This is a genomic window from Thioclava sp. F36-6, assembly GCF_002020305.1.
Taxonomy (GTDB): Bacteria; Pseudomonadota; Alphaproteobacteria; order Rhodobacterales; family Rhodobacteraceae; genus Thioclava; species Thioclava sediminum.
In genome coordinates this window covers 155,610-167,081 of sequence record NZ_MPZX01000004.1, presented here as the reverse complement: position 1 = coordinate 167,081, position 11,472 = coordinate 155,610, and the positions used below count along the sequence as shown (strand labels likewise).

The 11,472-nt window shown below is 65.4% G+C and carries 12 protein-coding genes; 4 read left to right on the top strand and 8 right to left on the bottom strand.

Features of this window, described 5'->3' with window-relative positions; translation table 11 throughout:
* Positions 1–120 precede the first annotated feature (120 nt).
* Positions 121–756 carry an alpha-ketoglutarate-dependent dioxygenase AlkB gene (locus BMI88_RS18005; protein ID WP_078550925.1) on the top strand — a complete coding sequence of 212 codons (636 nt, stop codon included), beginning with the start codon at positions 121–123 and terminating at the stop codon, positions 754–756.
* 122 nt (positions 757–878) lie between these two features.
* Here the strand turns inward: BMI88_RS18005 and BMI88_RS18000 are convergent, their stop codons facing one another.
* Entirely contained in the window at positions 879–2,021 is a 1,143-nt protein-coding gene (locus BMI88_RS18000) for an alkane 1-monooxygenase (RefSeq protein ID WP_078550924.1), read from the bottom strand.
* 58 nt (positions 2,022–2,079) lie between these two features.
* Entirely contained in the window at positions 2,080–3,132 is a 1,053-nt protein-coding gene (gene mutY / locus BMI88_RS17995; RefSeq protein ID WP_078550923.1) for an A/G-specific adenine glycosylase, read from the bottom strand.
* Between the two features lie 123 nt (positions 3,133–3,255).
* On the opposite strand from mutY, the gene BMI88_RS17990 reads away from it, so the two are divergent.
* Both BMI88_RS17990 and BMI88_RS17985 read left to right on the top strand, forming a co-directional pair.
* Positions 3,256–3,765 carry a DUF721 domain-containing protein gene (locus tag BMI88_RS17990; protein WP_078550922.1) on the top strand — a complete coding sequence of 170 codons (510 nt, stop codon included), beginning with the start codon at positions 3,256–3,258 and terminating at the stop codon, positions 3,763–3,765.
* Entirely contained in the window at positions 3,766–4,443 is a 678-nt protein-coding gene (locus BMI88_RS17985) for a DsbA family protein (RefSeq protein ID WP_078522249.1), read from the top strand.
* Between the two features lie 48 nt (positions 4,444–4,491).
* Here BMI88_RS17985 and lpxK read toward each other — a convergent pair whose 3' ends face one another.
* The 4 genes from lpxK to BMI88_RS17965 all read right to left on the bottom strand — a co-directional run bounded on the left by lpxK (position 4,492) and on the right by BMI88_RS17965 (position 7,893).
* On the bottom strand, positions 4,492–5,481 hold the full coding sequence (gene lpxK / locus BMI88_RS17980) for a tetraacyldisaccharide 4'-kinase (protein WP_078550921.1): 990 nt from the start codon (positions 5,479–5,481) through the stop codon (positions 4,492–4,494).
* Entirely contained in the window at positions 5,481–6,719 is a 1,239-nt protein-coding gene (locus tag BMI88_RS17975; protein WP_078550920.1) for a glycosyltransferase N-terminal domain-containing protein, read from the bottom strand. Before BMI88_RS17975 ends, lpxK begins: the two co-directional genes overlap by 1 nt.
* A 7-nt stretch (positions 6,720–6,726) precedes the next feature.
* Positions 6,727–6,984, bottom strand: coding sequence for a DUF4170 domain-containing protein (locus BMI88_RS17970; protein ID WP_078522252.1), 258 nt, complete (start codon positions 6,982–6,984; stop codon positions 6,727–6,729).
* An 87-nt stretch (positions 6,985–7,071) separates the two neighbouring features.
* Positions 7,072–7,893, bottom strand: coding sequence for a sugar phosphate isomerase/epimerase family protein (locus tag BMI88_RS17965; RefSeq protein WP_078550919.1), 822 nt, complete (start codon positions 7,891–7,893; stop codon positions 7,072–7,074).
* 77 nt (positions 7,894–7,970) lie between these two features.
* Here BMI88_RS17965 and zapE point away from each other — a divergent pair, with 77 nt between their 5' ends.
* On the top strand, positions 7,971–9,062 hold the full coding sequence (gene zapE / locus BMI88_RS17960; RefSeq protein ID WP_078551123.1) for a cell division protein ZapE: 1,092 nt from the start codon (positions 7,971–7,973) through the stop codon (positions 9,060–9,062).
* Here zapE and BMI88_RS17955 read toward each other — a convergent pair.
* Positions 9,059–10,081 carry an LLM class flavin-dependent oxidoreductase gene (locus tag BMI88_RS17955; RefSeq protein WP_078550918.1) on the bottom strand — a complete coding sequence of 341 codons (1,023 nt, stop codon included), beginning with the start codon at positions 10,079–10,081 and terminating at the stop codon, positions 9,059–9,061. The genes zapE and BMI88_RS17955 overlap by 4 nt on opposite strands.
* Before the next feature lie 93 nt (positions 10,082–10,174).
* Positions 10,175–11,446 carry a folylpolyglutamate synthase/dihydrofolate synthase family protein gene (locus tag BMI88_RS17950; protein WP_078550917.1) on the bottom strand — a complete coding sequence of 424 codons (1,272 nt, stop codon included), beginning with the start codon at positions 11,444–11,446 and terminating at the stop codon, positions 10,175–10,177.
* Between the last annotated feature and the right edge of the window lie 26 nt (positions 11,447–11,472).

Genomic DNA, 11,472 nt, shown 5'->3' with positions numbered 1-11,472 from the left:
CTTGGGTTTCGGTTTCATGTTCTGCTATCCGGCGGTGTGGGCCGCCGTCGGCTTCGAAGCGTATATAAGGAGGGGAAAATCGGGCTGCAAGAAGGCTCCCCCGAGGAAGAGGGTGAGAAAATGACAGAAAATCCGAAACACGCAACATCTCGGCCCGATCCGCAGGAGATTCGCGGCTTCCGCCATTATCCCGGCTGGCTGGACCTCGACGAGCAGAAGGCGCTGATCGAGACGCTGCGCGGCGTCGTGGCGCAGGCGCCGCTGTTCTCGCCGATGACACCCTACGGCAAGCCGATGTCGGTGCGCATGACGTCGGCCGGGCGGTTCGGCTGGATCTCCGACCGACGCGGCTACCGCTATTCGGAGACCCATCCCGACGGTCAGCCCTGGCCCGCAATTCCGCAGCCGATCCTCGATATCTGGGAGGCGGTCGCGGGGACGCCGCGCGCCCCGGAATGCTGTCTCATCAATTTCTACGGCGAAGGCGCGAAGATGGGGATGCATCAGGACCGCGACGAGCAGGATTTCGATCAGCCCGTGGTCTCGGTCTCGCTGGGCGACGACGGGCTGTTCCGCATCGGCAACCGCACCCGTGGTGGCAAGACAGAGAGCATCTGGCTGCACTCGGGCGATGTGATGGTGATGGGGGGCGAGGCGCGGCTGCTTTATCATGGCATCGACCGCGTGAAGCCCGGCACTTCGCCGCTGATGCCGAAGGGCGGGCGGATCAATCTGACGATGCGCGTCGTGACCTGACGCCTGTGCTGGCGGCATCTGCGGGAGCCTCCGGCGGGGATATTTCTGCCAAGAGGAAGGGGCTTCTTCTTCTCGATCCAAATATCCCGCGGGGGTCCGGGGGCGCGAAGCCCCTGTGCCTCTCAGAAAGAGCCGCGCGGCAGCGGCGTCGTGCCCTTGTTATAGGGCGTCCAGTCCTCGACATCCGGGTAGTATTTCCGCCGCCACGCCCGCACGCGCGGGTTCATCCGGCGCCGCCAGAGCGGCGGGATCATCGCGAGCGCCGCCATGCCGGGATAGCCGAAGGGCAGCTGCGGGGCTTCCTCGGCGTCGTAGGTCTGCAGGAGCGGGAAGCGGCGGTCGGGCTTGTAATGGTGATCCGAATGGCGCTGCAGATTGATCAGCAGCCAGTTCGAGGCGGTGTGATCGGCGTTCCAGCTATGACGCGGCAGGACATGCTCATAGCGTCCCTCGCCCTTGTATCGCCGCGTTAGGCCGTAATGCTCGACATAGTTGGTCAGCTCCAGCTGCCAGACCGCGAAGAGCGCCTGCAGCAGGAACAGGCCGAGCCCCATCCAGCCACCCAGAAGCGCCGCGACGATCAGCGCCAGCGCCTGCAATCCGCTGTAGCGCCAGAACGGGTTGGAACGGTGCCAGACCGGGCGGCCCGCGCGGCTCAGTTTCAGCTTCTCCGCCTTCCATGCGGAGCGGGGGCACTCAAAAATCACCCGCCAGAAGAAGCGGTGAAACCCTTCGTTGTAGCGAGCCGAGACCGCATCGCGCGGCGTGCCGACCCAGAGGTGATGGACCAGAAGATGCTCGGTCCGGAAATGGGAGTAAAGGACGCTCGCCAGCAGCAGATCGCCCAGCCAGCGTTCCAGCTTGCTCTTCTGGTGCAGCAGCTCATGGGCATAGACGATGCCGATCGTGCCCGAGATCACGCCCACGCCGAACATCAGGGCGACGATCTCGAAGCCGTTCAGATGGGTCGTATGCGTCACCCACCAGATCGTGCCGAAGATCACGGCCGCCTGAATCGGGAACCAGATCAGCGTAATCGCGCGATACCAGAACAACTCGGCTTCGGGCGTTTCGGTGTCGGGCTGATCCTCGTTGTGCCCCAGAAGCTGGTCGAGCACGGTTGTCAGCCACCACGCATAGGCGGGCAGCAGGATCAGGGTCCAACCGCCGAACCACGCCTCTATCCCCGCCAGCGGCACGGTGCCGAGCGACAGCCAGAAGGGCAGGGCGTGAGAGGGGCGGCGGATTTCGTCGCGGCTGGACATCGGGTCCTCGTGAGCGATGCGGGCGCGGTCATACTAGCCGAACGCTAACCCGATACAATCACTCGGGTTGCGGCCATTCGGCGCTTTGGGCGGCATCCCAGACCTTGCGCATCAGCGTGGGCAAATCGCCGGGCCGGAAATCGGCGCGCGGGGTCATGGCATGGGCCTCCGTGCGGGTGACGTGGACCTGCAGGATCAGGTGGAAATGGGTGAAGGTGTGGCGCACCTCGACCGGGGAGAGCGTCCAGTCGGCCTGCATCGGCGGGGCCGGGCTCGGCGCGTCGGACCAGTCCGAGCCGGGAAAGCCCAGCGTGCCGCCCAGAAGCCCCTTGTCGGGGCGGCGTTCCAGCAGCACGTCGCCCTGACCGTTCATCGCGACATAGGCGAAGCCGCGGCGGGTGGGCTTTTCCTTCTTCGGGGCTTTGCGTGGCAGCGTCTCGGCGATCCCGGCAGCGCGGGCGGTGCAGGAAACAATGAGCGGGCAGATGCCACAGGCCGGATTGCGCGGCGTGCAGATCGTCGCGCCCAGATCCATCATCGCCTGCGCGAAATCTCCGGGTCGGTCCTCGGGCGTGATCTGTGCCGTCAATTCGGTCAGCTCCGCCTTCGCGCCGGGAAGCGGCGTGTCGACCGAGAAAAGCCGCGAGACGACGCGCTCCACATTGCCGTCGACCACGGCGACCGGCTCGTCATAGGCGATGGCGGCGATCGCGGCGGAGGTGTAGGGGCCGATGCCGGGCAGCTTTTGCAGCTCTGCCGCCGTCTCGGGGAAGCGCCCGTCCAGCTCACCCGCCACGACACGCGCGCATTTCAGCAGGTTGCGGGCGCGGGCGTAATAGCCAAGCCCGGCCCATTCGGCCATCACGTCGCCATCCTCGGCTGCTGCGAGTGCACCCACATCGGGCCAGCGCTCAGTGAAGCGGCGGAAATAATCGCGCACGGCGGCGACCGTGGTCTGCTGCAGCATCACCTCGGAGAGCCAGACGCGATAGGGATCGGGCCGTTCGCCCTCTGCACGATCCGCAGGCGACACGCGCCACGGCATGACGCGGGCATGTGTATCGTACCAGGTGAGCAGGGTTTCGCCGATTGCCCCTTTACCGTCACGCAATGTTTATGCTCCCCTCTTGCCGACCGGTTGGCCCGGCCCGATGTGCTTCCTAGAATGGGATGGATCAAGAGGAACCGCCCACGAATGAAAAAAAGTGACCCGCAAAAGACGCCTTCGCGGCGAATGCGTGGCTTTGAAGCCGCGGGCGGACTGCTGCGTAACCGTATCCGCGCCGCGGGTGAAGCGCGTGGGTTTGCGGTCTCGCGCCTGCTGACCCACTGGGCGGAAGTGGTGGGCCCGGACACCGCCGCGCAATGCCGCCCGGTGAAGATCGGCTACACCAAAGGCGGCTTCGGTGCGACCCTTACCCTCCTGACGACCGGAGCGGCGGCGCCCATGCTGCAGATGCAGTTGCCGCAAATCCGCGACAAGGTGAATGCCTGCTACGGCTATAACGCGATCTCGCGCATTTCGCTGACGCAGACCGCGCCGACCGGCTTTGCCGAAGGTCAGGCGCAATTTGCACCGAAACCCAAACCCGAACCCCGCAAACCGGACCCCCGCGTCGCCGAAGCGGCGAAGGCGCAGGTGGCCGATTGTGGCGATGCCGATCTCAAATCGGCGCTGGAAGAACTGGCAAGAAACGTTCTATCGAAGTCCGCAGAGCGGGCTGCACACAAGAAAGGCAGATAGATGAGCAAAACTCTTTCGATCCTCGGCGGCGCGGCTGTCATGGGGCTTCTCGCGACGGGCGGCTGGTATGCCAGCCAACACAGCGAGGCGAGCCTGATCACTGCGGCCCAAGCGCAGGAAGCCACGGCGAACAAAGATGTCGAGACTCTGCCCGACGTGGTTCTGGGTCAGGAAGACGCGCCGGTCACCGTGATCGAGTACGCCTCCTATACCTGCCCGCACTGTGCCGAATGGCACAAGGTCGAGTATCCGCAGCTGAAGAAGAACTACATCGACACCGGCAAGGTGAAGTTCATCCAGCGCGAAGTCTATTTCGACAAGTTCGGCGTCTGGGCCGGTCTGATCGCGCAATGCGGTGGCGATCCGAAATATTACGCGATCTCGGACATGATCTATAACAAGCAGAAGGACTGGATCGGCGACGGCAAGCCGCAGACCATCGCGGACAATTTGCGCAAGATCGGCCTGCAGGCCGGGCTGAGCAACGATCAGGTCACCGCCTGCATGAACGACGAGAAGCGCGCCGAGCGGATGGTCGCGACTTTCCAGAAGAACGCGGGCGACGACAAGATCGACGCGACGCCGACCTTCATCATCGACGGCGAGAAGCATTCCAACATGGCTTGGGACGACTTCAAGAAAATCCTCGACGACGAACTGGCGAAGCAAGCCAACTGATCTCGGCGACAGATGTTACGAAGGCCGGTCCCGCGGGGCCGGCCTTTTTCATATCCCGAGCCGATCGAGCGCTGCGTCGAGCGTTGCAGGGTCGTCGATCTCGAGCCGCACCGGCAGGGCCAGCACCTTCGGGCGGAAGCTTTCCGGCAGGCGCACCGCATCCTTCTCGGTCGTCACCATCTGCGCACCAAGCGTGTCGGCCTCTGCCTCGATGCGCTGCAACAGACGCGTCGTGAAAGGCTGGTGATCTTCCAGCGCCTCGCCGCGCAGCAGCTCCGCGCCAAGACTGCGCAGGGTGGCGAAGAATTTCTCGGGATGGCCGATGCCTGCGAAGGCGAGGACGGGAAGCCCTTCCCAATCCATGCCCGTCTGCAGCGGGGCGAGCTGTCCCGTCAGATGTGGCTTCGAAATTCTGGAACTCCAGAAATTAGAGAATTCAACCTGCGCAGCTTCCGGCCCGATCGACAGCAGAAGGTCGGCACGGGCCATTCCGGCCTCGATCGGTTCGCGCAGCGGCCCGGCAGGCAGGCAGCGCCCGTTGCCGAAGCCCTTATGCGCGTCGACCACCACGATCGAGAGGTCTTTGTGCAATGCGGGGTTCTGATGGGCGTCGTCGAGCACGATCACCTGCGCCCCAGCGGCGACTGCGGCGCTCGCCCCCGCCGCGCGGTCGCGCGCGACCCAGACCGGCGCGAAGGCCGAGAGCAGCAGCGGCTCGTCTCCGGTCTCTTCGGCGCGGTGGCTGCGCTCATCGACCTGCACCGGCCCTTCGAGCGATCCGCCATAGCCGCGCGTGACGACATGAGCCGTCACGCCGCGTGCGGCCAACCGCTGCACCAGCCAGATCACCGTCGGTGTCTTGCCGGTCCCGCCCGCATTGATATTGCCGACCGAGATCACCGGCACGCCCAGCCGAAGCCCCGGCTGCGCCACGCGCCGCTTCGTCATCGCCGCGTAGAGCGCGCCAAGCGGCGACAGAAGCCGCGCACGCAGTCCCGGCGCATCGGGGGCGTTGAACCAGAAGCCGGGCGCGCCCATCACGCCACCCGTGCGGGCTGGGTGCCCGAGAGAATCTCGGCCAGGTCGCGGGCGATGGTCTCCACCGCGCCGGCGCCGCCCGAGGTCACCGCCCAGGCGTTATGGGCCAGCTGCGCAGAGCGTTCCGGCGCGATCAGGTCCGCGACCACTTCGGGCAGATCCTCGGGCACCACGACGCCGCGACAGGCTTTCGCCGCCTCGAGCCGCAGGTAATCTTCGCGGAACGGGACGAGCTTGGGACCATGGAGGATCGCCGAGCCAAGCGCCGCCGCCTCGACCGGGGAGCGCGGCGCCTGCGCCGTCCCTGACAAGGTGCCGCCCATATAGCTCAGCGCGGCCAGCCGGTACCAAAGCCCGTATTCCATCGCGTCGTCGGCGATGAAAATCTCGGTCGTCAGTTCCGGTTCGCCCTCGAGCGACCGGCGCGCGACCGACCAGCCCTCGGCGGTCAGCTGCGCGGCAAGGGCCTCGCCTTGGGATTCGTCATCCGGCGCAAGCAGAAGCAGCAGCCGATGCGCATGGCGCTGGGCGTAGCGATGCGCCGCCGTCACCGGGCCGATTTCGGCCTCGGGCACGGCGGCGGCGAGCCAGACCGGGCGCGCGCCCATCGACTCGGCCATCGAGGCGCGCTCTGCCTCGGAGCCGTAAAGCGGCTGCGGCGGCTCGCCGAGCGCACCGTCATTGACCACGATGACCGGCCCATTCAGTTTGTCGCCCACCCGTTCGAGGCTCGCCTCGTCGCGCAGGTAGATGCGGTCGATCCGGCCCAGCAGCGTCAGCGAGACGTCATCGAGTCGCAGCCCATCCTGACCGCCGAGTTTCGCATCGGCCAGAACGCTGGCAATGCCGCGTTTCTGCGTCTCCGCGATCAGGGCGGCGGGCAGCGTGTCGTCCATGATGAGCACGAGATCGGGGCGCCATGCATCCAAGACCAGACGGACTGATGCCGGACGATCCTCGGGGGTGGGCCGGAAATAGACCTCTTCGGGCAGACCGTCCGGCGGATCTTCCGCGTCGCGCACCGTCATCGCAATGCGGATATCGGGCATCCGCGCGGCCACCCTGCGCGCGACCAGCCCGGCGGCTTCCGCGCATTTCCCCGCAGCCCAGATCCACAGCAGCGGGGCGTCGGCGCGCTCCTCCCCCTGACCGGCCTCGACCGCGGCTTTCGCCTTGGGTCCCGCAGGACGCAAGGCAGAGAGTTGCAGCCTGAGCCAGAGAGGAAGAGAGCGCGCCATGCCAGCCTTAGTTGCCGAGCTCTTCGGTGGTCGACACTTCGAGCTCTTCGTCGCGCAGGCGATGCAGGTGCGCGATGAAGTAACGGGTATGGGCGTCGTCGACGGTGCGCTGCGCCTCGGCCTTCCACGCGGCATAGGCGGAGGCGTAGTTCGGATACATCCCGACGATATGGATATCGTCGACATTCTTGAATTCGGTGCGGCTCGGGGTCACCAGCTCGCCGCCGAAGACGAGGTGAAGACGTTGCGGGGTCGGTTTGGCCATAAGAACTCCTGTCGGCTTTTCTGCGGCGCAGAGATTACGCTTTGCCCCCACGCTTCACAAGGAGAGGGCCGGGGCCGCACGTAGCCGTTACCGCGCCAGTCCCAGAGACTCCAGATATTCCGCGCCTTTTCGCACGCCAATCTCGTCGTTCACTTCCAAAATCAGGCGCGGCATCTTCGGCAGCTTGCCAAGCGCCTTGAAGACCGAGTGCCACGCGATCGTGCCCTCGCCCGGATGCCAATGCCGGTCGCCATAGCCGTCGATATCCTGCAGGTGGATATGCTCCAGCGTCGCGCCCGCCGCATGGACGAACACATCGACCGGCGGCGCGCCGCAGCGGCGATGCATGAACTGCGCATGGCCCGTATCGAGCGAAACCTTCACCGCTTTGCTCTTCATCTTCGCGGCCAGTTCGACACGCAGGCTCGGCGTGATGTCTTCGCAATTCTCGATCACCAGCGTCACGCCCAGCTCCTCGGCGCGTTCGATCACCGGGGTCAGGACATAGTGCACGCGTTCGACCTGAATGAACGCATTCGCGGGGTTCTGCTCCAGATCGGCTTCCTTCCAGAGCGTGTAGGGCGAGTGGATCACCATCTGATCGCCGCCCAGCTCCGCCGTGATCTCCAGCACCCGCAGCATCCGGGCGCGGATGATCTCGATGATCTCGGAATCGGCGCAGTCGATATTGAACGAGGTGAAGGGCCCGTGCAGCCCCAGCCGCCCGGTATAGCCGTCGAGCAATTCCTTCGTCCGCGCGACCATCTTGCGCAGATCCGTATCCGTGGCGTTCGGCCAGCAGAAGCTCTGCAATTCCAGATCGCGCTGGTCGTTCAGAATCCAGTCGCGATGATGCGCGAGCATATCAAGGCTCAGCGCAGCGCCGAGCAGCGGTAATTCCTTGGCCATGGGGTCCTCCTCCGGATCGAATGCTCGCGCAAGCCGCGGGGCTTTTCAATCCCGTGAGCGCGCTATATCGGAACGTCATGAAACGCAGTCTGCCCGAGTTTTACGAGAGCATGGTGGAGAACGGGGACCTCAACCCCGATCCCGCCCAACGCGCCATTCTGCCCGAACTGGAGCGCGTGCGCCGCGCGCTGGAAGAGGCGCCTGCGCCCGAGCCGGTGAAACGCGGCTTCTTCAAGCGCAAGATCAAGCCGGTCGAAGGCGTGCGAGGCCTCTATATCTGGGGCGGTGTCGGGCGCGGGAAATCCATGCTGATGGACCTGTTCTTCGGCCAGACCGACGTGCCGAAACGCCGGGTGCATTTCCATGCTTTCATGCAGGAAGTCCAAGGCAAGCTCGATGATGCGCGCCGCGCCAACACGGTGGATGCGATGCGCCCCGTGGCCGAAGAGGTGGCGGGCTCGCTGCGGCTGCTGTGCTTCGACGAGATGCAGATCACGGACATTGCCGACGCGATGATCGTGGGTCGTCTGTTCGAGGCCCTGTTCGAGCGTGGCGTGACCATCGTCACTACCTCGAACCGGGTGCCCGAAGACCTCTACAAGAACGGGCTCAACCGCCAGCTTTTCCTGCCCTTCATCGGGCTGATCCGCGAGAAGCTCGACATCTACGAGCTGGCCTCCGAAAACGATTACCGGCAGAACCGTCTGGCTGGCCAACAGGTCTATTTCACGCCTGCGGGCCGCGAGGCGCGCGCGAAGATGGATGCGCTTTGGGATGAGCTGACCGGGGGCGATCATCACGGCAAGCTCGATATCCCGGTGAAAGGCCGCGTGGTCGAAATCCCGCATTTCCATAATGGGGTCGGCCGTGCGAGCTTCTGGGATCTCTGCGCGCAGCCGCTGGGTCCGGCGGATTACCTCGCCATCGCGGATGCGGTGAAGGTGCTGCTGCTTGACGATATTCCGCTGCTCTCGGCCTCGAACTTCAACGAAGCGAAGCGCTTCGTCACGCTGATCGACTCGCTCTACGAGGGCAAGGTCCGGCTGATCTGTTCGGCCGCGGACGAGCCCGAGCGGCTTTACGTCGAAGGCGAGGGCACGTTCGAATTCGAGCGCACCGCCAGCCGCCTGCGCGAGATGCAGGCAGACGGCTGGGCGGCTGAGGCTTAAGCCAGCATTTCGTTCAGAAGCGGGCGGACCTTGGTGCCGTAAAGCTCGATCGTCTTGCGCAGATGCGCGGGGTTCTGCGGCCCGCCGCTATATTTCAGCGTGAACCGTGACAGGCCCAAGGCTTTCACCGTCCGCGCGATCTTGCGCGCCACGGTTTCCGGGCTGCCGACATAGAGCGAGCCATGCTCGATCTCCGACAGGTAGGCCTCGCGCCGGAACGGCGGCCAACCGCGCGAGCGCCCGATCATGTCATGCATCCGCGCATAGCCTTCGTAGAACTCTTCCTGCGCGATCTCGTCGGTCTCGGCGATATGACCGGGCGAATGGACGCCGATCTTGCCGGGCTTGGTGCCCATCTGGTCATGCGCGCGGTGATAGAGATCGACATGCGGTTTGAACCGGGTCGAATCCCCGCCGATGATCGCCAGCATCAGATCCATCTGCATCGCGGCGGTCTCGACCACCGATTGCGGCGACCCGCCGACCCCGCGCCAGATCTGCAGCGGCGTCTCGGGGCGCGGATAGACGGTGACGTTCTTAAGTGGCGGGCGCATCTGGGCGTCGAAGCTGACTTTCTCCTGCGTCGCAAGCAGATGCAGGATCTGCGACTTCTCGGTGAATAGCGCCTCGTAATCGTTCAGATCGAGCCCGAAGAGCGGGAAGCTCTCGGTGAAGGAGCCGCGCCCGATGGTGATCTCGGCCCGCCCCGGCGCCAGCGCGTTCAGCGTCGCGAAACGCTGGAAAACGCGGATCGGATCGTCCGAGGACAGCACCGTCACAGAGGTGCCCGCCTTGATCTTCTCGGTGCGCGCAAGGATCGCCGAGAGGATCGGCTCGGTCGAGGAGATCGCGAAATCCGGGCGGTGATGTTCGCCCAGACCGATATAGTCGAGCCCGACCTGATCGGCGAGTTCGCCTTCGGCCAACGTGTCGCGGATAACCTCGGCATGGCTGCGCAGCAGGCCGTCCTCCCCGCGCGTCACATCGCCGAACGTGTCGATCCCAAGCTCTAGCTGCATATCGGTATCCTTTCCTGTTCACGCGGAAGATAGGTGCGCAGGCGCAGGTCAGCTACCGGTATCCTCGCACAGATTCCGTGCGAGACCGCAGCCTCAGCCGTTGTCGCGCAGCACCCGCCCCGCGAGGTAGAGCGAGCCGCAGATCAGGATGCGGGCATGGGGATGGATCGCGACGATCCCCGCGATGGCCGAGCCGACCGAGGCCGCCGGGCGGGCCTCGATGCCGACCGCGCGCGCGGCCGCGGCGGTGTCTTCAGCGGGCAGCGTGTTCGCCTCGCCGGGGATCGATACGGCCAGCAGGCTCGCCGCGTGATCCGCCAGCGGGCGCAGATAGCCGGTCACGTCCTTGGTGTTGAGCATGCCGCAGATCAGATGGGTCGGGCGTTTCGGAAGCGCGCCGAGCGTCTTGGCGATCATGTCGCCCGCCGCCGGGTTATGCCCGCCATCGAGCCAGACCTCGGCCTCGGGCGCACCGTCCACCAGCGGTCCGTGGCGCAGACGTTGCATCCGCGCGGGCCATTCGGCTTTCGTCACCGCCGCCTCGCAGGCAGCCTCGTCAAAGCCCAGATGCCGCAACGCCGCAAGCGCCGCCCCGGCATTCGCGATCTGATGCGGGCCGGGCAGGTTCGGCAGCGGTAGATCGAGAAGCCCGTTCTCGTCCTGGAAGATCAGCCGGTCGCGCTCTTCCCAGACCTGCCAATGCTGGCCATGCACGAGAAGCGGCGCGCCGAGCTTTTCCGCCCGCGCCTCGATCACCTCGAGCGCGGCCTCCTGCTGGGGACCGACCACGCAGGCCACGCCGCGCTTGATGATCCCGGCCTTTTCGCCCGCGATCTCGGCCAGCGTTTCGCCGAGGAATTGCTGATGGTCGATCGAGACCGGCGTGATGATACTCAGCGCGGGTTTGTCGACCACGTTGGTCGCGTCGAGCCGCCCGCCGAGACCCACCTCCAGCAGCGTGAAATCCGCAGGCGTCCGCGCGAAGGCCAGAAGCGCCGCCGCCGTCGTCACCTCGAAGAAGGTGATCGGTTTGCCGCCATTCGCCGCCTCGACCTCATCGAGTAGCGCGGCCAGATCGGTCTCGGAAATCAGCTCTCCGGCGATCCGGATGCGTTCGTGGAAGCGCGCGAGATGCGGCGAGGTATAGGCGTGGACGCGCTTGCCCGCAGCCTCCAGCCCGGCCCGGATCATCGCCTGAGTCGAGCCTTTGCCATTGGTGCCCGCGATATGGATCACCGGCGGCAGGTCGCGCTCGGGATGGTCGAGATCGGCCAGCAGCCGCTCCATCCGGTCGAGCGACAGGTCGATGACCTTGGGATGCAGCGCCATCAGGCGGTCGAGAATATCATCGGAGCTTTGCGTCATTGGCCCCTCCGGCCTTAGATGGCGGA

Bases quoted from the DNA above. Each gene is read 5' to 3' on its own strand.
- BMI88_RS18005 (WP_078550925.1), top strand. From the start codon at position 121: ATGACAGAAAATCCGAAACACGCAACATCTCGGCCCGATCCGCAGGAG.
- BMI88_RS18000 (WP_078550924.1), bottom strand. From the start codon at position 2,021: ATGTCCAGCCGCGACGAAATCCGCCGCCCCTCTCACGCCCTGCCCTTC.
- BMI88_RS17990 (WP_078550922.1), top strand. From the start codon at position 3,256: ATGCGTGGCTTTGAAGCCGCGGGCGGACTGCTGCGTAACCGTATCCGC.
- BMI88_RS17985 (WP_078522249.1), top strand. From the start codon at position 3,766: ATGAGCAAAACTCTTTCGATCCTCGGCGGCGCGGCTGTCATGGGGCTT.
- lpxK (WP_078550921.1), bottom strand. From the start codon at position 5,481: ATGGGCGCGCCCGGCTTCTGGTTCAACGCCCCCGATGCGCCGGGACTG.
- BMI88_RS17975 (WP_078550920.1), bottom strand. From the start codon at position 6,719: ATGGCGCGCTCTCTTCCTCTCTGGCTCAGGCTGCAACTCTCTGCCTTG.
- BMI88_RS17970 (WP_078522252.1), bottom strand. From the start codon at position 6,984: ATGGCCAAACCGACCCCGCAACGTCTTCACCTCGTCTTCGGCGGCGAG.
- BMI88_RS17965 (WP_078550919.1), bottom strand. From the start codon at position 7,893: ATGGCCAAGGAATTACCGCTGCTCGGCGCTGCGCTGAGCCTTGATATG.
- zapE (WP_078551123.1), top strand. From the start codon at position 7,971: ATGAAACGCAGTCTGCCCGAGTTTTACGAGAGCATGGTGGAGAACGGG.
- BMI88_RS17955 (WP_078550918.1), bottom strand. From the start codon at position 10,081: ATGCAGCTAGAGCTTGGGATCGACACGTTCGGCGATGTGACGCGCGGG.
- BMI88_RS17950 (WP_078550917.1), bottom strand. From the start codon at position 11,446: ATGACGCAAAGCTCCGATGATATTCTCGACCGCCTGATGGCGCTGCAT.